The following is a 21985-nucleotide window of genomic DNA, read 5'->3' as shown; positions in this document are numbered from 1 at the left end:
TTCATTGCATTCGATTGCATGGTAAATAAACAATTAACGCAAGCGGTTTGCGTTATCTTGTGAAAAAAACATGGTGGAGAGCTGATCTGCCGGAAGTGGCCTGTTAATCCAATACCCTTGGAAATAATGGCACCCTTGCTCCGCTAATAGCTGAAGCTGCTCGGCGGTTTCCACCCCTTCCGCAACCAGCTCCATATTCAACGACTCGCCAAGCGAGATAATGGTTCGCGTTAAAGTACGGCGGCTTTCGTTGGTATGCAGCGACTGCACAAACGACTGATCAATTTTTAGCTTATCGAGCGGTAACCGGTTTAAGTAGCTTAGGGACGAATAACCGGTGCCAAAATCGTCGAGCGCGAACTGTACACCATGAGCGCGCAAGGCCTGCATTTTTTCAATTGCATTCTCGGTTTCATCCATAAGCATCGATTCCGTAATTTCCAACACCAAGTGCGCAGCGCTGGCTCCAGTTTGCTGCAAAATGTCGAGCACTCGCTGCACAAAGTCATGCGCCCGCAACTGGCGCACACTGATGTTTACCGCCACCATAAGATGAGCAGTTTGCGGTTCGCTATGCCAGCGCACCAGCTGTTCACAGGCCGCTTTTAGAATCCATTCACCTAACGCAATAATGTCACCCGACTCTTCCGCAATGGCGATAAAGTCGGCAGGGTTTACGCGGCCGCGTTCAGGGTGGTTCCAGCGCACTAAGGCTTCCACGCCTGCAACTTCGCTTTTTGCGTTCACCACACATTGATAGTGCAGCTCAAACTGGCTTTGTTGAATGGCCACCGGCAAGCTTCGCAGTAATTCCATACGCTCAGAAAGAAGCGACTGAATACTCTCATCGTAAAATAATTGTGTGTTGCGCCCTGCTGCTTTTGCCTGTTGTACCGCCTGCTCCGCCTGTTGCACCAGTATGTCTATGTCGTTACTAGGGCCATTGCTTGCTAATCCGTTACTTGCAAATAAATGCCGGCTCTGACCGTTGAACAGAGTAATGCCCATGCTGGCCGTTATTTTTTGTTGCGCTCCCTCAACTGTGAATGGGCAGTCAAATACCCGCGCGAGCTCACCCGTTAAAGCTCGGGTTTGCGAGGCCGCTACTTGCGGCTCCGCTGCTAGCCGAGTTTGCACCACCACAAATTCATCACTACTGAGCCGGCCGACAACATCGTTTTCCCGAATACCTTGCTGAAGCCGTTCGGCTATTTGTTTTAAAATAAGGTCGCCACCAGTTTGGCCGAGCGACTCGTTAATAATTTTAAACCGATCAATGTCGATCACAATTAACGCGCAGTGTTCGGGTTGCTTGGCCAGCCTCGCTAACAGCTGCTGAATACGCTCACGCACTAAGCGCCGATTCGGCAACTGAGTCAGGCTGTCGTAAAAAGCTAATTGATTAATCTCAGCTTCCGCTTTTTTGCTCGTAGTAATGTCAATCAACACACCATTCCAGCGCCCTTCATGCTGGCTGTCTGGCACAGCGCGTAATTCGAGCCAACGTACTTCGCTACCGTTAAGTAATCGGCCGCGCCATTCAAACGGCTCGTTTGCCGCCACAGCTTGGCTGCTAACATGCTGGTATTCATAGCGGTCTGCCGGGTGTATTTTCTCTTCTGCAAGGGCAAACACTTTATTCAATGGAACCTCTGGCGAAATTCCAGTGATTTCGCGCGCTCTCTGGTTCACATACAGCAAAGTTTGTTTGTGGTTCGCGTCCACTTGGCCTTGGTACACCCCAACCGGGAGCATTTGGGTAAGTTGGTCGTATTGTAATACCGAGTGATTAAGCTCTTCATTCAGTTCACGCAGGTCTGCGTCGGCCACCGCTAGTAAATTTCGCGCCCGAACGTAGCCGTAATACAGCGCACCAAGCGCCACCAACCACACTAAAAAGGGTAGCAACAACGAACTCAACCAGGCTTGCACCACTTTGCGCTTGTCGCGCATGGCAACCGCCGACATACCGTATTCCGGAATAGACTCCACCCATAAGTAATAAGGTAGCGTGCCTCCCGCCACCTGATAGGGCCGGTCGTAAACCGTGAGGCCCGGCTGGCTGCGTACAATAGCCATAAGCGGATTCGACACCGGAGTAGAAAACACGCGATCGCGACGTTCTATGGTGAGCGGCAAGGGATACAAATAACCCAAGTATTGGTCATTACGCACCAGTGCAATTTCTAACCCTTCGTCCACTTGCATACGCGACCATGGCGCGTCGGGTGCGTCGAGCCGAAGCCCCGCCGACATCACCGCAACAATCTCATCATTAGCGTCGAAAATAGGCGCGCGCAACGGAATCAGCCATTCTTGCAGCGGTTCAAAGTAACGCGGCCGGCCGACCTGAAAACGCCCTGTTTCCAGTACCCGTATGAACTCTTCCGCTGTAACCGGATCAGCCAACATGCTTGGCACCTCAGTGACCAGCTGATCCACACTACCCACCACAAACTCACCCGAGGTGTCGAACAGTGCATAACCGAGCATTGCACTGTGGCTGCCCTGCGCCCTGCGTAAGTAACTTTCGCCACGTTGCGCCGACTCCAACGTACCGCGGTAGATAAGCTCTTCGCCGAGTGCGCGTAAAACAGTGTCTTGGGTGGAGAAGTAACTGCGGAAGCCTTGGGTTAACACACCACTAAGGTAACGCAATTCTTGTTGCTGAGCACTGAGGGTTCTTTGCCAAGTAATACTGGCGACCAACAGCGCCACCGCCAGAAGAATAACAACAGTTAAGTACACAAACGCACGTAGAATGCGATTGCGCTGTTCAGCAGGCTCACTCAGGGGCTTGCCTTGCGAGTTACGGACGCGAAATAAAATAACTACAGCCTCTTTACCACCAATGAACCGGCAGACTTACCACAGAGCAGGCGCCCATTGCACCATTCACTTTCTCTAATATTGGTAATCTAACCAGTTCGGCGTAGTGTTGCAAGCCCAAGTGGAAGCCCTTAGAGCAACTGCAGAAAACGCCCGCTTTGCCACATCCCCAACATAAGGCCAGCAAAGCCACCACCGTAACCAAAAGTCATGCCCAGTAGTGCGCCATAAAGATTGCTTTTGTAGCGTTTCAAGCCCTCTCCGCTTTGTTTTGCTTCAGCTCGTAAGCGTGGCCCAATAACTCCCCAAACCGCACGATTTTGCCGAACCAATCCAGCGATTAACGCAAGATAAGCCAGCACGGGCAACAGCCAACCCGCGCTAAAAGCATAAGCAGCGGTTAACAGCATACCGCCTAGGGCAACCCAGGCTACGGTGTAATTACGAATACCAATTAAACGGTTTCGCTCCTGTGCATTTGTCGCCATTTTTATCGGCCCATGCATGCCTGCAATAACACCTACCACAGCGACCAAAGCGGCCAAAAAAGCACCGCCCAATAACCAGAGTAGCTTACCGATCCAAGTGCTCGACTGGCCCGCCGCATAGGCTGAGCTCATAGCAACCGACACAGGTGCAGCTGTTGTCAATACGCCTTTGGCCAGCAAAGCCGCAACAAAAGTTGCGGGCAACGCAGACTGTACAACGGCTCTGCCATACTGCTTTAACCAAGCCTCTTTCAATGACTCACGCACTCGTTGTAAGCGCTTACGTATGGTTGCTTCAGGCATGCCGAGCAGTGTTGCAACGTGTGCGCTCGACTGGTCTTCGCGGTAATAGAGCAACACCAGTTCATGACTTTCAATCGGCAATTGCAGCAATAAATGCCTTACCAGTAAGTTTTGTTCATTGCGCTCAAACTCCTGCTCGGTACTTTGATAAGTGCTATAGCTCGCCAATAAATGCTCAGCCTCTTCACTACTCAGCCGCGCTTGCACTTTATTCGTGCGTAAATAGTTTAATGCTCTACGCCGCGTGAGCTGCCTTATCCAGGGTAAAAAGCTCGCGCTGTTCTTGAGCGTATGCAGTTGCTGCCACACCTGCACAAATACGTCTTGCGTTACGTCTTCGCTGGCGTCTAAATCTTTTACTATAGCCAGTGCAATACAACTTACCGTGTTTCGGGTTCGTGTGAGCAGTCGAACCAATGCCTGTTTGTCACCGCCCTGCGCTGCAACAACGTCGGAACTTATCGCGTCTATTACCCCCGTGTTCATTGTGTATGCTCCAAAATACGCTGAACAAGCCATTCGGGCTGTTCTAACATTATAAAATGGCGTGCTTGCGTATTCATCACCAGCGCAGGCCCTTCTTGCGCAGGGAGGTTCTCAAGCTGCTGCCGGTACAAATTCTCAGCCTCGCCACGCATAGCTTCGGGCAATGCGCCACTTGCGCCAAGAATTAACACGGGTTGCTCAATGGTATGCAGCGCACCGCGGAGGTCCCACATCAAGAGGTCATGCACTGCAACACCCGCAACACCGGGGGCCGACTCAGCACTCATTTTCATGATCCATTGCTGATGCTCCCGACTTTCTGCGTGAATGCCTATATTTTGCAACATGGTATGTTCCAAGGCTTCGGCATTCGGCAGGCCGCGGTAGAAAGCCAACATGTTTTGCGCCGGCGCCGCCATTTGTTCTGGTGTTGTTGTTGGGTCGCGGGTATACACCGGAGCTAAATAAGGTAAGCCGTCGATTGACACAACGCGGCCAATTTGCGCAGGCGCTTCCACCGCCAGTGCCAAGGCTAAAAACCCGCCCAGGCTATGCCCTACAATAACTGGCTGAGTAAGCCCCTCAACCTCTACATAGGCAAGCAGCTGTTGCTGAACTGCCCGCAGCCAACCCGGCTCCGGCGCTTCGTTACCGTTGATCGCAGGTGTTCGGCCAAAGCCTTTTAATTCAATGAGGTGAAGTTCGAAATGCTGAGCCAGCTCGGCCTCAATGGGGCTCCACACGCGCGCGTCGGACATTAAACCCGGAATAAGCACCATGACAGGGCCAGAGCCCTTCTTAGTAACGTGAAATAGCGGAGTTGCTTCATTCGCCTGTAAAGTGCTAGCGGTAAACAAGCACAAAGCGAGCAATAAATAGTGAATGTAGTTTTTCATAAACAGCCTCTTGTGGTGTTGCAGTAAGTTTCTCCACCTAGACACCACCACAAGAGTAACTGTGACATATTTTTCGCACCAATTTTGCAATTCGCGCTAATTTTGCAACAAAAACAACGCCGACTGCGGAATTTGCGCCGCTCGACCCATTAAAGTCACCGTCGACTGCTGAATAATTTGTTGCTTGGTAAGGTCTGCGGTAGCGACAGCATAATCGGTGTCCATAATTTTGCTTTTCGCTCCACCTACATTCTCCGCCATATTCATCATATTGCGCATACTCGACTGAAACGCATTTTGCTTCGCACCCAATTCCGCTCGGGTCTCCGCAACTTGCGTAAGCGCATTGTCTAACGCGCTCAATATTTCCGATGAGCCCCCACTATTGGAACTCGTGTAAGTTCCAATCGAGCCTGCGGTCATATCAATAAAGTCGGCATTATTGGTTGATTCAAAGGCGATACGAAAGTCAGGCTGCACCCCGTTGGTGATCACGTCTTCGAAACTGGGCTCCGCGGAACTTACCACCGCACCACCTAGAGTGCTGTTAATGGCGTTAATCAACAGGTTATTGTCGGTTGCACCGTTGCCAGTAAAGTTCACCACCACTTCTTCGTAGCTCGCTCCCGCGTTATTCGAAACCGCAAAGCGCCGCTCACCAGCACTGTAGGTATTTTCAAATAAAACAATACCTTGGTTCGCACCTGGGTAAGCACCTGCACCGGAAATATCGCTTGCTGCCAGTGCTGGCCCACCCGTTACAGTTGCTGTAGCTACGTTCAAGCCTTGTAGCCCAAGCTCTGTTCGGTTAAAGCCTTCTGCTAGTTTGGTGAGGTCAAGCTCCATCACTTGACCCTTGTTCGCACCGTCGGAAAACTCGCCTCTAAAGCTGCCGTCGAGTAGTTTTTTCCCACCAAACTCGGTGGTTTCCGCGGTTCGGTCAATTTCGTCAAGTAAAGCATTCGCTTCTTTGTTCAGCGCTATTTTATCGGCAGCGCTTAAAATTCCATTTTGCGCTTGAACGGCCAGCTGGCGAATGCGCTGTAAACTTTTTTCTGTGCCTGCTAAAGCTCCTTCTGCTATTTGCGTAATCGCAATACCGTCGTTGGCATTGCGTACTGCTTGGTTTAACCCTTGAAACTGGCCAGCTAACCGGCCCCCTATTTGTAAATTTGCTGCATCGTCTGCTGCACGACTAATCCGCCTCCCCGTCGACAACTGCTCGAGCGCGCCATTCAGCCCGCCCGAGGATTCGAAGAGTCTTTTTTGTGCATTCAGCGACAGCATGTTGGTTTGTACAACAATAGCCATACACTGACCTCACTTTTGCTATGAGCTCATGGGTAACTCCCTATTTTGCCCAACCCCTCGACTTCAATTTTATGCACTCGTGTCCGTGCTGTGCAAAAAACACTGTGTTGGCTAACTTTTTTCGGCTTCCTCAAACTTTACTTTAGGGGTAGTTGTTAATTTTTTAATTAACATGCGGTCATTAAAAGACCAGCCACGCCACATACGCAAAAGTAAAGCTCACTAAATACGCCAATCCCAGCCATGCCCATAGCCGCATTGCTGGTGTTAACCTTTGCCGGCGAACCAAACTGTAATTTAGCCAGGCAAACAACGGCGTGGTGGTAAACGCCAGCGCCATTGCAAAAGTCAGCATAGGGCCCAAAGCACCGGAAAAAAATACAATAATAAGGTAGCCAGAAGCGCCTTGCAGAAGCAAAAATGTATTTAATAGCGTCGAACTAGAGGCTTTTGGCCTTAATTTGCCCCAACATTCGCTCAAAATTCGCGAATAACCATCCAGCACCGTTAAGGTGGTGCCAAACATACACACAAACGCAATAAAGGCGACCAACCAGCGTGACCATTCACCTATAGTGGCCGCGTACATGTTGGTAAGCTGCTGCGCAAACGCACCCCCTGCCAGTGCAATTTCCGTGTTCGTGCCAAACTGAATTAACGCACCCAAACTAAGGAAAACCAAAGCCAATACCGTGGTGCTCCAATACCCCAAGTTAAAATCCAGCATGGCGAAGGGCCGCGTGTCCGGTTGTTTTTTATATTTCTCCTGCAGCCACAAACTATTAATTACCGACACCTCAATAGGTGCTGGCATCCACCCCATCATGGCAATAAGAAAGCCAAACATGGCCAGTTGCCAAGGGCTCGGCGCCACGTAGTCGGCCGCCACCGCCGCCCCTTGCTGCCACGCAATAGCCAGTGCCGCCAAGGTAGCTACAGAAAGCAACGCCATAAACACCTTCGCGGTTTTGTCGAGCAGTGGGTACTTGCCAATCATTAAAAACGCCCAACACACCAGCAACAGAAAGCCACTCAACCACAGAATATGGGGCGGGCTGGGCACCAGCCAGCTGGCAAAATACTGTAACAGCGCCGCGGTAAGAATCAGCACCCCCGCCGTGTTCACCACCGCCGCCACAATACTCAAGGCCACAAAAACCCAAAAGTAACCCCGGCCTTTACGCCAATAACCCTCAATAAGGCTATGATTTTGCTCCGCCGCATACGACACCGCAAAACGAAAAAACGGATACTTCAACACATTCACTAGCAACACCACCCACAACAACTGCCAGCCAAATAACGCACCCGCCTGCGTAGACGCCACCAAATGCGAACCACCAATAGCCGCCGTCGCCATAAGCAGCCCCGGCCCTAACCCCCGTATAGAACCCTTCGGAAAAACAGCAGAAAGCATGAACAAAACCCTCAGTGCCAACAAGAATAAAACAAAACTAGCGCAGCTCTCGGCATTCAACAAGCACAAGATAATTCCGCGCAAGCCTAGACATTAGCGCCAGAATTCCCTAAAATCGCCGCCTGTTTCGCCTGCATAGCAGCGCCAAAACAAAAAACAAAGCGCCCGTAGCTCAGCTGGATAGAGCGCTGCCCTCCGGAGGCAGAGGCCAGAGGTTCGAATCCTCTCGGGCGCGCCAAAACGTCAAAACCCACCTTCATGGTGGGTTTTTGCGTTTTAGTGCCTGGGAGATGAGAACCTCTTCAGGTTCGACAAAACGGCAGGAAGCCGTTTTGGACGTATGAGCGCAGCGAATGCGCCCGCAGGGTGAGCGCCATGGATGGCGCGAATCAATCCTCTCGGGCGCGCCATTTCCTTGGCCTGTAGTGATTTTCTTCCTTTCGTATTTATTCTTAAGTCTTCTCTTTGATACTTTTTCGGTGTGACCGTTAGCTGTTTTGGCTGATTTTTCTGTGAATCAGGGCTGTGACAAATCTGTGACAGATTTGTGCCACGACAAGAAGCACATAATTTGGCTCTTCAATAAAATGACCGTTAGCTCAAGTCTTTATGACACGGGTTCTTGCCATTGCTCTCGGGTACGGTATGCTCGGCTCATATGGTTACCACCTTGTCGATTAAACTTAGAGGTAGCCTATGGCTTCAAATTATGGCTGAATAGGTGCGGTTTCTGCGACGCTTACGAAAGTCCCATTTGATGTGCCCAGGCGACGGCAAATGTCTTCAACCTTAGCTCCGGCCTCATGCTCTTTGATGACCTTGATGATTTGTTCTTCCCTATAACGTTTTTCATTTCAAAATCTCCACTTAACCCATCTTATTGGAAATTCCATTGATATCATGGTTCTATTCTTGGGGGAGAGTTCACAGTCTTACGCCATAAAGTGCAAGCCCGTGAAAACGATTAAGCGAGCCGCCATCCTAAGTTGTTCGTCATCGCCCACAGGATATTTTGCGATATGACCCCAGCCTGCGAAAATCAAAAAGCGGGAATCGGAGTCTGCGTCATCTATGGTGTCTGCAATATTCTGAGCCTGGGTTTGTTCGCGAACTCCAAGGGCAGAAGCCCCTTCAGGCACTTCCTGAGTCGGTTCATAACCAAATACCTCAAAACCCAGGTCATGAGCTCGCTCTACCATTGCGGCAAATGCCGGTTCATGGGTATAAAAGCCTTCATCGGGATATTTATCGCCCGGCCCAAATGACTCAAAACCAATATATGTGAAACCTTGATCTTTAAAGCTTTCTAACATATTCAGCGGCCAGACTCTGGACGCCAGGTGGAAGTGGTTTTCGTTAATCATCACGACTTTATAGTCATTGAACGCGGTTTCTGCCCAGTGCTCTGCAGACGATAGTGAAGGGTCACCATCCTCGAAGCATTTATCAGGTAAAGGCAGCATTCCTTCGATGTCGTAAACTAAATCCTGGCGGCCTACAAAGGTATAGTAGGTAGCAAGCATCTGCGCTCGATAGCGCTCCGGCTCCAGTTTTTGCACCAACTCATAAGTCTCTCCAAAAGCACCGTACTCTAAAAGCGGTTGCATCTCCCGAGCCTGGCTTGAAAGCGATAAGACCGCGAATAAAGTGAGCAATAAGCGCTGAGAAAGTTCCTTATAATTAATCATAGTATGTCCTTATCATGATCTTAATGGCAATGTATGTCCTTAGGGCGTAACTCAGACTAGCTGAATTCGCAGGCGAGTTACTAATCTAAGTTATACATGGCAAAAAAATTCGACACACAGACTCAGATAATTTTTTCACAATCACAATTTTTGCGTTGGGTAATGGTCATTTTTTCTAATTGGGTTATGTGACTAAGGTCGACGGTTAACGATCGAAAAAGGTGTGCTTTTTGCGGGCTCCCAATAGAGCGCCTCTGCTATACGTGAATGCGTATAGATAATGGTTTATACGAACTCGCGTATAGGCTCGATATTATACGCACACGCGTATACACCTTGACTTATACGCGTGTGCGTATAATACTGGTTTTAGACGAACTTGCGTATAAGAGAGGATGTAATGAAAATCACTGATCCCAAAGCATTATCGATCTACCTACGGGATGAACGAAGACGTCGCGACCTGAGTCAAGCTAAGGTTGGTGATTTAGTTGGACTTAGGCAGGGGACGGTCTCTAAATTTGAGTCCATGCCAGAGAAAATGCAGCTCGATACGTTGTTTCGCTTGCTGTCCGCTTTAGAGCTCGAGCTGGCAGTGAAACCCAAAGGTAGCATTCTGAAGGAGAACGTTGATTCGTCAACGCGTGGTGATAAATGGACTGAGGAGTGGTAATGAATACGCTCGACGTCTATATGAACGGCTACCGCGTAGGTCACCTGAGTCGAAATGATTCCGGCGCCCACGTATTTCGTTATGATGAAATGTGGATTGATAAAGATGGTGCACGGCCAATATCTTTGTCTATGCCTTTACGTCATGACGCTTATTCAGGGCGCGAGGTTATTAACTTTTTTGATAACCTGCTGCCTGATAACGAGGAAGTTAGAGACCGGATAGTTGCCCGTTATCAAGTCGACTCCGATCAAGCATTTGACCTACTGGCGGCTATTGGGAAAGATAGTGTTGGTGCATTACAGTTCGTTCCGGCAGGAGAAAAGCCAGGAAATATTCGTGAACTGCGTTATGAAAAGCTCACCGAAGAGAAGTTAGAGCGTGTTTTAAAAGGCTACCAGTCCAAGGCGCCCTTGGGCATGCTTCGGGAGTTGGACGATTTTAGAATATCAATTGCTGGGGCTCAGGAAAAAACAGCCTTGTTAAAAATAGATGGTGTATGGTGTATTCCAAGTGGAAACACGCCGACTACTCATATCATTAAACTTCCGATTGGGAAGATTCAAAGCCACGATCACACAATCGATTTAAGTGACAGCGTCGAAAATGAAATGCTCTGCTTAAAAATTGCACGAGCATTCGGTTTTGAAGCACCGGATTGTGAGGTGATTATCACACCAAATGTTAAAGCCCTAGCCATTGAGCGCTTTGATCGTAAGTATTCAAGTGATCACTCCTGGTTAATGCGACTCCCTCAAGAAGACTATTGCCAGGTGCTTGGCCTGCCATCTGCACGAAAATACGAATCGGATAACGGTCCGTCGATTGCCAATATTATGAAACATCTTCAGGGGTCTGCTGATCCCACACGTGATCGTGAGACTTTTATGGGGGCACAGGTGCTTTTCTTTCTATTAGGCGCGACTGATGGGCACGCAAAGAATTTCTCTGTGCATATTGAACCTTATGGGGCTTTCCGTTTAACGCCTTTATACGACATTATTTCTGCTTATACTGCTGTGGGTGGAACAGGCCTCAATATTCGCGACTTGAAACTTGCGATGAGCTTGCGGGGGACGGGGGGTAAAAAGTGGAACATTTATCAAATTTTTAAGCGACATTTTTTAAACGCGGCGAAAGAGGCTGAATTCAGTCCGACCAGAATGAGCGAAATTATCACCGGCATGTGCGACCAAGTTGATGAGGTCATTGAGCGAGTGAAGAACGATTTGCCTGATGACTTCCCCACGAGCGTCTCGACACCAATCTTTGATGGTATGCGGGAGCGTAAACATCGACTACTTATCGAATGAGCACTTCTTAGTGTTTGGTGTATCTCGCCAATTATAAAAAAGCTCTGAGATTAACCATGAATAACACCCTACGCCCGCAGGGCGAAGGGTGCCAATACTTCAGTCAAATCGTTAATTTGGGGTTTCGAGGAGACCCTCGAAATTAAAAATTACTGGCTAATGGTCCATTTTGACTTAGTAACTTGTGCCAACTTTTGCAGTGGTCTGATTTGTTCCGTTCTAATGTGTGGCTAAACGTCTTAGCCTCGAAACTCATTAAGTTATTGATATACCGATTAAACCCATTTTCGCATAGTTAACGCGATATTACCCAGTTTCGTAGGTTTTTGCTCCGGAGTCAGAGGTCGCTCCACAACCAGCACCTTTCGGTCTATTTAGGACGATACAAGAGTTAGCTAACCTCAACAAGAACAAAAATCATACAGTTACATGAGTGCTATTTATGTCGGCTGCACGATGTTGTTGAGTTCAAACAAACAGTTTGACTAACATTAAATCCACGTCAATAATTAACGTATATAGACAGCATTGCAAACCAATAAGAGCATCACATGCTAAATCACGAAGCAGGTAAAACGCTAAAGCAAAAAGTTCCGCTTGGTATGATAGCAACGAAACGTTGGCTACAAGAGCAAGGGTTAAGTTTACACTACATCGACAACTCCATCCGAAGAGGAGCTTTAGTCGTAGCCGTTCCCGGTGTCTATTACCGAGATGAAGCACGTCCGACTTGGCAGGGCGTGGTCGCTTCACTGCAGCGAATGGCAACGTTCGCAGTCAATGTGGGGGGGCTGACCGCTCTAGAGTTAAATGGTGTAAGCCATTACGTAAACCAAAGTGGAAAACGCACGATTGGTCTATATTGCCCTGAGAAGCTTCCTGGATGGGTTGATAAAATTGGTGTGGAAGCTACTTACGAATGGCATGGAACGAAGCGATTGTGGCCTGAGTCACTCATGCACGACCAGCGCGTTCTACGTCCTTATGAATGGTCAAAAGGTCTTCCGGAAATAACGTGTTCGTGCGTTGAAAAAGCCTATCTGGAAGTACTCAACGAGGTGCCTAAGCACGTCAGTTTCGAGCATGCTGACGCGCTTCTTCAGGGGTTACATAACTTGTCACCTCGTAAGTTGGATACGCTGTTAAAAGGCTGTCTTAATGTAAAAGTGAAACGGTTATTTTTTTGGTTAGCGGAGCGTAATCAACAACCCTGGTATAAATACTTGAAGTCTGAGGATTACGACTTAGGAGCAGGTAAGAGAGTCGTGGCGGTAAATGGTCGCCTAGAAAGCAAATGGCAAATTACGGTACCCAAGGAAATGTAAATTATCATGGATAGAAATAGCATTTATTATCGCCAGGTTCAGTTGCTTATGCAGGTGCTTCCATTTGTTGCTGCTCATGACTGTTTTGCGCTCAAAGGCGGTACAGCGATTAACCTATTTGTCAGGGATTTTCCAAGGTTGTCGGTTGATATTGACCTCGTCTTCTTACCTATGATGGATAGGGGTGAGGCACTTCAAACAATCACAAGTCACCTAGAGCAAATAGCGGGAAACCTCACCGCAAAGCTGCAAGATGTGACTGTCATACGCTCATTTGAAGTTAAAAAGGACGCGCTCCGTTTATTGGTGGAACGTGATGTTGGCGGTAGAAAGGTTCAGATAAAGATAGAACTGTCACCTGTTCTTCGAGGAACGGTCTACGAATCAAACGCTTTGAGTGTTACTGAAGCGGTTGAAAATGAATTCGGATTCGCGGAAATTTCAGTGGTCAGTTTTGCCGACCTTTATGCTGGTAAAATATGCGCCGCACTCGATCGGCAACACCCGAGGGACTTGTTTGACGTCAAACTACTCTTGGATAATGAGGGCCTCACGGATGATATACGTAAAGCGTTAATTGTTTATATGCTCAGCCACCCGCGTCCTATTTCGGAATTATTACGACCCAATTTCAAAGATATTGCTGCTCTTTATGAGGGGGAATTTAAGTCGATGGCGGACATTGATGTCCCGTTAGCCGAGCTTATGGCTTCGCGTGAGGAAATTGTAAAACGTATGCATGCTACATTTACTGACGACGAGAGAGCGTTTTTTTTGACGTTTAAGTCACGCAAACCGGATTGGTCATTACTCGGACTTGCCAGTGTTCAGCAGTTGCCTGCTGTTCGTTGGAAACTGAATAACCTTGAAAAAATGAATGAGGAAAGGCACCAGATAGCTTATAACAAACTTAAGGAAGCTCTCAGTTCATAACGCGTCGTGTTCTTCCAAAACAACTGAATCGCCGCTTGCGTCCATACGCCGCAATCATCTCGCATACTTTCTTATTAAAGATGCAATCGTTTGCTTTTCAGTAGACTCTTTCATCTTGAGACCCTCGTACCGAAGGCTAGTTTTGAAGTTCTCGATATTTGGAACAAAGCGCTCTCGTTTGTTGCCATGAGTTTTTGTGGTTTTCATTACCATGTCCCTCATACTGAAATGATTAAATTATAGGCTACTCTACGTACCCAAAGTCCAGTTTAAAGGTGGAATTTTTTCCACCTAAAAACTCAGATTTTCCGGATATTCAGAATTTTTTGTCGTGAGGCAAAGGTCAAAAGTTGAAATTCCGGCGTCGGTTTTCTGTGACTAACTTTGCCATTAAATGATCTCAAAAGTGCCGATTTTGATGCCAAGCAGAAAGCCACAACACCGCTTAAAACCTTGCTATGCCTAGCTTTCACGATTTACATCCGAACCCGATACTACCCTCCGGAGGCAGAGGTCACAGGTTCGACTCCTGTCGGGTGCGCCATATTTTACATGCACTTCCGCGATAGTGGCCACTAACAGAAAAGGTTCTCGGGACCATTTCGGTTGAAGATGAACTTTTGGTAGCGGTAAGTGACTTCGGTCAAGGCATTCCTGAGCAAGATATCCCGTTTATCTTTGAACCTTTTTATCGAGGAAAGAACAGTACACAAAGCAAGGTCGAGGGTGTTGGTCTTGGGCTTTATTTATGCGCGCAGATCGCCCGTGCACATGGCGGGCGCCTTGAAGTTAACAGTGAACTTGGCTCTGGGAGCTGTTTTCAGGCGCACTTACCTGTTTTATGAAGCTTCTATATATGACCCTTGTGTGCGCTTTTAACTCGATACATGCGTTGATCTGCGAGCTCTAAGAGCGCTTTAGATGTTGTTGCATCCACTGGGAAGTACGCGACACCGATGCTGACACCCACCGGTTTAGGGCTGTTGTATTTTCCTGCAAGTTGACGTGTTGAGGTCTCAAAACGACGTACTAAGTCCTCAATGAATGTTTTCGACTTCACTCCACGCAACACACCCACAAACTCATCACCGCCGACGCGGGAAAGTACATCCTTCTCACGCAGCTCAGACTTGAGTTTGGTTGCAAGCTCTACCAAGAACTCATCACCGGCTCTATGCCCAACGTGATCATTGAGCGACTTGAAATTATCCAAGTCAAAATAAATCACCGCAGTCATGTGCGTGTTAGTTTCTGTATTGACAACATGTTCGAGCTCTTTTTCTAGCGCTCGGCGATTTAACAATCCCGTTAACGGATCTTGGTTTACCAAGCCTTCTAAATGGTCTTGTTTTGCTATCAATTCTGAAATGTCACTCGACACACCGATATAGTGACTGATTTCGTGGTCATCATTGTACAATGTGTCTATCGTCAGAAGCTGCGGATAGGCTTCTCCAGACTTCTTACGGTTCCACAGCTCCCCCCGCCAATGACCCGTTTCAGCGAGTTGCTGCCACATGGCTTGATAAAACGACTTTGACTGTCTACCTGAAGAGAGAATTGAGGGGGTTTTGCCTAGCACATCTTCTTTTCGATACCCCGTTGAGGTTTCAAAAGCCTCATTAACGTCGGTAATGTTGCCCTCGCTATCAGTTATCATTACCGCCTGATTCGTGGCCAAGAAAACTGCAGACATCAATTTAAGCTGTTCACGTTGACGCATCTCATGCGTCACCTCATGCAAATAACCATGCCAGATAATTGAACCATCTTCTTGACGGCGAGGCGTTGATTTCCCCTCTACCCAAATTTCACCTTTGGTAGGGTGGAGCACACGGTAGCTCGCAATCCAGTCTTCAAGCGACTCCATGGACTTAATAATACTTTGCTCCACTGCAGGGCGATCCTTCGGAGACAAAACCTCCATGACAATCTGGGCATCTTGCGTAATCTGTTCTGGCGTGCAGCCATAAATTTCTTCAACCATGGCGGACGCGAAAGGGAAAGACGCGTGGCCGTCTTTATCAATCTTGTATTGAAACACGAACCCGGGCAGATTATCGGCAAACAACTCTAACTTTTCTTTGAGCCGCGCGATTTCCTTTTCCTTTTCCCATTGTTCTGTAATGTCTACGTGAATGCCATACATCCACTCCGGGTTGCCATCTTGATCCCAAGTAAAAACCTTACCCTTGTCCAATACCTTAACCAGATGCCCATTTTTGTGGCGCATTCGCGCTTCACAAACATATTGGTCGGTCTTACCGGTAAAATAATCCTGCAACTTCTGATTGGAAATCTCTAGATCTTCTTCATACACAAACTTCATCCAAATTTCGATTGAAACAGGAGATATTTCATCTAGCGTATAGCCGACAATATTTGCCCAAGCTTCATTAAAACGCGTTTCACCAGTCTGAACATTCCAAACCCAAGTTCCAACGTTTCCGCCGGACAAAATAAGGCTGTTGTCTGACTTCAGTATATCTTCCAAAGATTGGGTCACAGTTAATTACCAAAAATTTATATGAGTCATTTATAATATCTACTATATTGTAGTTGTACACAATGGCAATAAAATTGATTTGTTTCAATTCTTTTGCATTTATCATGAGCTTTACGGCGCCTTACAAGCCGCCGCTATTGGAAACGACTTTTGAACATACACCCCTCACATCAATCTGATTTCAACAATAGTCGACTCGTATTCGCCCTCATGTTGTGTATTGCTTTCTTGGCCTTTACTTTCCAAGCTGGAGAATGGGTATCAATTCAACCTGCATTCCTTACTTTACATACGATCTTTGAAGTGGCTTCAGTCGTTGTTTCCGTGCTCGTTTTTTCTGTGGTTTGGAATACGCGTAAATTTACGAAAAATTCAAACTTATTGGTCATGGCATGCCTGATGTTGATGGTGGCGGCTCTCGACTTTTGTCACACCTTTTCGTACGCAGGTATGCCAGACTTTGTGACACCATCCTCGCCAGAGAAAGCTATTAGCTTTTGGCTGGCTGCGCGCGCCGCAGGCACGGTCGGATTGCTGATTCTTGCATTGCAACCGTGGTGGCAACTCCCCAAACTTAACAGCTACCAAGTGCTCTTATGGGTATCTTTACTCACTTTAGCCGTCATTTACACCGTGCTATTTCAGGCGCACCTCATTCCAGAAACATTTACTCCCGACACTGGTTTAACCCCTTTCAAAAAGGGCTTTGAATACAGTTTGATTACATTAAATGCAGTCGCCGCGTGGTTATTTTTTCGAACGCTCAAAAACAAAAAGGCGGGCACGAATACAAGCGCGCTTCTCAATGTGGCCCTCATTGTTGTTGTGAGTGAATATTTTTTCACTTTATATGCCGACGTAACCGACATTTACAATTTGTTTGGTCATGTATTTAAAGTGTTCGCCTACTTTTTCTTATACCGAGCCATTTATGTAGAAACCGTCGTTTTTCCTTATCTGTCTCTAGCGGAAGCAAAACAGCAATTGTCGACCACGATCAGTATGCTGCCAGATTCCATTTTCGAAATAACAAAGCACGGTAAAATTGTAAAAGTTTACGCAAACCCTGACCCTCGCAGCCTAATACCCCACAATCCCGTCGGTCAGAACCTTTTTTCTGTACTTTCGGTTGAGGCTCGTAACTTAGTTGAGCAGGCAATGCAGCAAGCCACCGCATCAGGCCGAAGCGAAAGGCGTATTTTTGAATTAAGTGATGACTATTTCGTTGAAGCCTCTTTGGCGCTCAATAAAAATGCATCCGGTGAGCAGCTCACCTATCTTGTCGTTTCTAGAGATGTTTCGGACCGTGTAAAACAAGTGGAGGAAATTAGGACACTCTCCATGGCGGTTGATCAAAGCCCTATTCCCATTTTAATCACCAATACAAAGGCTGAGATCGAGTATGTGAATCAGGCTTATCAGACATTCTCTGGATATAGCACCCACGAGCTTCTCGGCAAGAACCCAAATATTGTGGCTTCTACCAAAAACAATCGCGCGGTCTATGAAGAGATGTGGCAAAACCTCACTCGTAATGAAACGTGGCAGGGTGATTTGATTAATATCGGCAAGCAAGGCAAGGAAGTCATTCAAAGAGCCACCATTTTCCCAATTTTAAACGAGCAAGGCCTGACTTATAAGTACATCTCATTCCAGCCAGACGTGACGGAACTGCGAGAAAGTCAGGCACGAGTCGATCAACTATTCTATTACGATGACGTTACGAAATTACCGAATCACAATGCGTTCGAGGCTGCTTACAATAACCTCAAAGATTTAAAGGGTGCTGTTTTTTACATAGATTTAGACAATTTCAAACTCGTAAACGATGGCTTGGGCATTGATGCTGGAAAGCAAGTCCTGTTGAAGTTAGGCGAGGCGGTATCAAATGTCATCACAAAGCATGGGAGAGCGTTTCGGTTATCTGGTGATGTCTTTGCATGTTTAGCACCAGCGACACCGGCAAATGAAGCCGCACAACTGGCAGGGGCGCTTCTGACTGCAATCAGAAGGCCTGTTCAGATTAATCAGGAAATTGTGGTAGTTACCGCGTCAATAGGCATTCACATTTACCATCAGAAATCAGACTCAGCCGAAGATACGCTAGGCGCTGCAGAGGCGGCGATGTATCACGCGAAACAAAGCGGCAGAAACAATTTCCAATTCTTTGAGCCTCGACTTCAACAAGAGGCAAGCCGTCAGCTACAAGTACTCAACGCACTAAACTTCGCCATTGAAAACAACGAATTCCATCTCGTATTCCAGCCGCAAGTGAGCGTACATAAGTCTGCGCCTTTTGGAGCGGAAGTTCTTATCCGTTGGGAATCCTCTTCACTTGGAATAATACCTCCAGACGAGTTTATACCATTGGCAGAAATGGGAGGACTCATTGGTGATATTGATCGCTGGGTATTCTTGCATGCTGTGGAGCAGCTGCATCAATGGAAGGCAGACGGTTTAAAAGACTTCCAACTGTCGATCAACCTGTCTGCGGTTCAATTCGAAGATCCTGATTTGGTCGATAAGTTAGTGAGTACCCTGGAACCACTCAATGTATTGCCGTCTGAGATTGAACTTGAGCTTACGGAGACCGTTGCAATGAAAAATCCTGAGAGCGGGCTGCACACTATTCAAGCGTTGAGAGCTGCCGGATTTAAAATTGCGCTAGACGATTTTGGAACCGGACATTCCTCAATTAGTTACTTGCAACGCTTCGGAGTCGATAAACTTAAAATTGATAGAGCGTTTGTGAGTAACCTGCATCGCTCGAAAAAGAGCACTTCTATTGTAAAAAGTATTATTGATTTGGCCCATGGCTTGGACATTCAGACTATCGCGGAAGGCGTTGAACTAAAAGAAGAATTGAATAAGTTAGCGGAACTTCATTGCGACGAAATTCAGGGGTATTACTTCAGTAAACCACTCACTGCACAAAACCTACGCGCCTTTATCGACGCTCAACAGAACCACCCGCATTAATTTAGTTCTCTCTCCCTTGGTTAATCTACTCGCTGGAGTCACGAACACGATCTGTCATGTTATTTGATATAGGTCAAACCTAAAGACACATGGCATTGGAAGCGGTCTATGGGTAAACATTTTGCGCTTGTACCGTTCGTGCTTTTATTAAGTATTGCGCTCGCTTCGCTGCCGGCAGCGGATTTCCAAGAGATGTTTTTCTCTTCCGAAATGGTAAGTTCAACTTGGCTAATCAGTTTGTCTGCTGCCTTTGCACTCTCTTTAGTCCTTTGGTTTTTTCTAAGCTTCGGATACTTGTGGAGTATTTTTCGGCGTAATCTCGCCTATCGAAAACAAGTGAAGCTCATCTTCGCAGACGAGGCGAACCGAAATTTAAACTGGATCATTCTCACTTCTTGCCTCATCACTTTTACATGGGTTTATTCTCTTATCGTTCTAGCCGCAGAGAACAAACTCCAGCAATTTGGCTTTTCTGAAACGGGTGTGCTCATTTTGTTGTCGATCGTCGTGTGGCTATTTGCGCACAAGGGCATCAAGCAGCAAGGTGGGTTTAGTGATACAACTGAAACAGCAGATGTCATTTCTGAGGTCACTCAAACGAAAGCCTACCAAAATTCAGCACTTCGCGAGACTGATTTGGAAAGAATCGCAGAGAAATTAACCGTTGCACTAGCAAGCGACAAATTGCATCTCGATTCAAGTCTCAACCTAGTCAAGTTAGCCCGCAACATCGCCGAACCCGCTCAGTATGTTTCACAAACCTTGTCACAACACCTCCATACCACCTTTTTCGACTTTATCAACAAAGCACGGATTGATGACGCAAAGAAGCTGCTTGCAAGCACAAATGACTCTGTTTTGGATATTGCCTATGCCACGGGATTCAATTCGCGGTCAGCATTTTACAAAGCATTCAAACAATATACGCAACAAACGCCTCGGGAATTTCGGCTGTCCTTCCCACTTGGGAAGGACGAACGTTCTCCTTAACCCTCGTACCATCTCTATGGCCCCGGATCGGCACTTTCACAAAATCACGACACCTAAAATGTTCAGCTAACCGCATGAAGATTTATCGGTGCATGACAGACAGGAAAATGAGCATGAGATTTTTAACTCAAATGGTAACGAGCCTTTTTCTTTTGGCGACGGCGACGAACATAGGGGTTGTGTACGGGGGTACGGTAACACCCCACATTGAAACCATGATTGTTAATAAAGTCATCGCTGCCTATGGTGGCGATGCCTTACTTCATGCAACCCACGTTAAGGTGGTGGATTACAACAAAGGTCCGTGGCCCGGAGAAGGAGAATCACCCGAAATTCCAGAGTTATGGCGTATTAACGAAGAGCTTGTTATCGACTTTAAGAATCAGCGCAAAAGTTTGCTCTCGTATCGAGTACCTCGTACCACGCTTGACCTGGAAAAATGGATCCAAGAGGGAAATACGACAGTCGTGTACGATATTCTTCATGAGAGATATGCTGAAGAGAACTGGGCCAATTTTGATCGTTTAGGCGCTTCGCTTGAGCGGAGTAGCGATACATTGCAGGCCAAACGCTTAGCTAACCTTGCAGCAGATCTTGAGTATCAAGGTGATGAGTATTTTCGTGGCCGCTTACAGCACAAATTAGGACTCACGCACGCTTCCGGTGAACGCTACACCTATTTTATCGATAGTACCTCTGGGCTCATCCATAAAATATTGCGCCAGCATCCACGAGCAGGAGAGTTGCTTTATGTGTTCTCTAATCACAAAACGGAGGGGCAAGTCGCGTTTGCTCGTGATATGAATTTTTTCGTGAACGGTGAGCTCCGCCTTATTTCAGTGCACCGTGATTTTGTAATTGAGCCCGATTTACCAGAAGCATTCAGCAGGTTTACTCACTTTACCCCATGGGGTGAAACCTTTGATTCCAGCGAGTTCACCTCAAAGAAACTCGCGGATGGCGTGTATCAAGCTGGCACCGGCAGAGCACTTACGGTCTTTCTCGAGCAAGCTGATCACTATATTGCTCTCGGCGCAGCGGATGCCTTGGAAGAGAACTTTGCAGCGATAACAGAGCTGTCTATGCAAGAGAAACCGCTCAAGTACTTTGTTGTCACTCACCACCATAACGCCAATTTACGTGGGTTAGATAATGCGGTAGCGATGGGCGCCACACTGGTGGTTGCGGAGCAGCATGCAGAGGTGATCTTGGGAAGCCTCTCCGCTGAATTAGATAAAGCGCAACTGCACATTGTGCCGAGCCGAACCCCATTTGATTTGGGCAATCTAAAGCTATTTGATATCGCCACCGCACACGCTCAACATTACTTGTTAGCCTACTTACCTAGCGCAAAAATGGTGATCGCGGAAGATCACTATGTGACCGCTCTACAAACCGCTAAACCCCGAATTTATCATGACATGGTGCGCTTCGCTCACGCCCTCGCTGAGCTCAATCTTGACATCGACACACTCATCGACATTCGTGGTTGGCGTCAATTCAGCATGAAAGAATTCACCGAATGGACAACTGAATTCACACCAAAATCGTGCCCCGCGGGCTATAAGATTTGTGCCCATGGTTAAGTTACATGTTTTGCGTACAACGCTTCTTTTGCTGACGGTGCTGGCTTATGGTCTCTTTGTCGCGAGCCCACAAAAGTTAGCTCCAGAGTGGAGCGATCGATATACAGCCGCCACACACCTGTTGCAGGGGCAATCAGAAATGCTTTTACAGCAACTTTCAGAGCAAACATGCAACACTGTAGAAGCCTTCTATAACAGCCTGGAGTCAATCATACCGGAACCATTGAAGTGGTGGGCTGAGATATTACGAGCGCAAGAGGCC

General features: G+C 47.4%; 16 protein-coding genes, 1 tRNA gene and 1 pseudogene. 9 read left to right on the top strand and 9 right to left on the bottom strand.

What is annotated here, in order from left to right:
- Nucleotides 1-33 precede the first annotated feature (33 nt).
- The 5 genes from DQW12_RS05380 to DQW12_RS05360 all read right to left on the bottom strand — a co-directional run bounded on the left by DQW12_RS05380 (nt 34) and on the right by DQW12_RS05360 (nt 7730).
- A complete protein-coding gene (locus DQW12_RS05380; RefSeq protein WP_113906826.1) occupies nt 34-2748 on the bottom strand; it encodes a bifunctional diguanylate cyclase/phosphodiesterase in 2715 nt (904 codons plus the stop codon).
- Between the two features lie 212 nt (nt 2749-2960).
- On the bottom strand, nt 2961-4106 hold the full coding sequence (locus tag DQW12_RS05375; RefSeq protein WP_113906825.1) for an RNA polymerase sigma factor: 1146 nt from the start codon (nt 4104-4106) through the stop codon (nt 2961-2963).
- Nucleotides 4103-5002, bottom strand: a complete 900-nt coding sequence (locus DQW12_RS05370) for an alpha/beta fold hydrolase (RefSeq protein WP_113906824.1) — start codon at nt 5000-5002, stop codon at nt 4103-4105. The genes DQW12_RS05375 and DQW12_RS05370 overlap by 4 nt, the downstream gene beginning before the upstream one ends.
- 96 nt (nt 5003-5098) lie before the next feature.
- Complete coding sequence (locus tag DQW12_RS05365) at nt 5099-6313, bottom strand: flagellin N-terminal helical domain-containing protein (protein ID WP_113906823.1); 1215 nt, start codon at nt 6311-6313, stop codon at nt 5099-5101.
- Between the two features lie 181 nt (nt 6314-6494).
- Nucleotides 6495-7730 carry an NRAMP family divalent metal transporter gene (locus tag DQW12_RS05360; RefSeq protein WP_113906822.1) on the bottom strand — a complete coding sequence of 412 codons (1236 nt, stop codon included), beginning with the start codon at nt 7728-7730 and terminating at the stop codon, nt 6495-6497.
- Nucleotides 7731-7891: 161 nt separating this feature from the next.
- Between DQW12_RS05360 and DQW12_RS05355 the strand changes: the two genes are divergently transcribed.
- Nucleotides 7892-7968: transfer RNA gene (locus tag DQW12_RS05355), tRNA-Arg, on the top strand.
- Between the two features lie 505 nt (nt 7969-8473).
- Here the strand turns inward: DQW12_RS05355 and DQW12_RS05350 are convergent.
- Nucleotides 8474-8581: pseudogene (locus tag DQW12_RS05350) on the bottom strand (transposase); the annotation flags it as partial.
- Nucleotides 8582-8662: 81 nt separating this feature from the next.
- Nucleotides 8663-9418: a hypothetical protein gene (locus DQW12_RS05345; RefSeq protein WP_113906821.1), complete on the bottom strand. Its 756-nt coding sequence runs from the start codon at nt 9416-9418 to the stop codon at nt 8663-8665.
- Nucleotides 9419-9818: 400 nt separating this feature from the next.
- Between DQW12_RS05345 and DQW12_RS05340 the strand changes: the two genes are divergently transcribed.
- The 4 genes from DQW12_RS05340 (at nt 9819) to DQW12_RS05325 (ending at nt 13662) form a co-directional block, all read left to right on the top strand.
- On the top strand, nt 9819-10091 hold the full coding sequence (locus tag DQW12_RS05340; protein ID WP_113906820.1) for a helix-turn-helix domain-containing protein: 273 nt from the start codon (nt 9819-9821) through the stop codon (nt 10089-10091).
- On the top strand, nt 10091-11404 hold the full coding sequence (locus DQW12_RS05335) for a type II toxin-antitoxin system HipA family toxin (RefSeq protein ID WP_113906819.1): 1314 nt from the start codon (nt 10091-10093) through the stop codon (nt 11402-11404). Before DQW12_RS05340 ends, DQW12_RS05335 begins: the two co-directional genes overlap by 1 nt.
- 551 nt (nt 11405-11955) lie before the next feature.
- Nucleotides 11956-12729 (top strand): type IV toxin-antitoxin system AbiEi family antitoxin domain-containing protein, encoded by a 774-nt coding sequence (locus tag DQW12_RS05330; RefSeq protein ID WP_113906818.1) that lies wholly within the window; start codon nt 11956-11958, stop codon nt 12727-12729.
- Nucleotides 12730-12735: 6 nt separating this feature from the next.
- Nucleotides 12736-13662 carry a nucleotidyl transferase AbiEii/AbiGii toxin family protein gene (locus tag DQW12_RS05325; protein WP_113906817.1) on the top strand — a complete coding sequence of 309 codons (927 nt, stop codon included), beginning with the start codon at nt 12736-12738 and terminating at the stop codon, nt 13660-13662.
- A 54-nt stretch (nt 13663-13716) separates the two neighbouring features.
- Here the strand turns inward: DQW12_RS05325 and DQW12_RS13680 are convergent, their stop codons facing one another.
- A complete protein-coding gene (locus DQW12_RS13680; protein ID WP_269800924.1) occupies nt 13717-13869 on the bottom strand; it encodes a YhfG family protein in 153 nt (50 codons plus the stop codon).
- A gap of 392 nt (nt 13870-14261) precedes the next feature.
- On the opposite strand from DQW12_RS13680, the gene DQW12_RS13765 reads away from it, so the two are divergent.
- On the top strand, nt 14262-14507 hold the full coding sequence (locus DQW12_RS13765; RefSeq protein WP_113906816.1) for a sensor histidine kinase: 246 nt from the start codon (nt 14262-14264) through the stop codon (nt 14505-14507).
- A gap of 5 nt (nt 14508-14512) precedes the next feature.
- On the opposite strand, the gene DQW12_RS05315 is transcribed toward DQW12_RS13765, so the two are convergent.
- A complete protein-coding gene (locus tag DQW12_RS05315) occupies nt 14513-16168 on the bottom strand; it encodes a GGDEF domain-containing protein (protein WP_113906815.1) in 1656 nt (551 codons plus the stop codon).
- Nucleotides 16169-16378: 210 nt separating this feature from the next.
- Between DQW12_RS05315 and DQW12_RS05310 the strand changes: the two genes are divergently transcribed.
- From DQW12_RS05310 to DQW12_RS05300, 3 genes are all read left to right on the top strand, one after another.
- The gene (locus tag DQW12_RS05310) at nt 16379-19147 is read left to right on the top strand and encodes an EAL domain-containing protein (RefSeq protein ID WP_113906814.1); all 2769 of its coding nucleotides are present in this window, start codon (nt 16379-16381) and stop codon (nt 19145-19147) included.
- A gap of 108 nt (nt 19148-19255) precedes the next feature.
- Complete coding sequence (locus tag DQW12_RS05305) at nt 19256-20137, top strand: helix-turn-helix domain-containing protein (RefSeq protein WP_113906813.1); 882 nt, start codon at nt 19256-19258, stop codon at nt 20135-20137.
- Nucleotides 20138-20250: 113 nt separating this feature from the next.
- The gene (locus DQW12_RS05300; RefSeq protein ID WP_198683909.1) at nt 20251-21723 is read left to right on the top strand and encodes a hypothetical protein; all 1473 of its coding nucleotides are present in this window, start codon (nt 20251-20253) and stop codon (nt 21721-21723) included.
- The last annotated feature ends 262 nt before the right edge of the window (nt 21724-21985 follow it).

The sequence above is a fragment of the Aliidiomarina celeris genome, assembly GCF_003316875.1.
Taxonomy (GTDB): domain Bacteria; phylum Pseudomonadota; class Gammaproteobacteria; order Enterobacterales; family Alteromonadaceae; genus Aliidiomarina; species Aliidiomarina celeris.
This window is presented reverse-complemented; position numbering and strand designations above follow the sequence as displayed.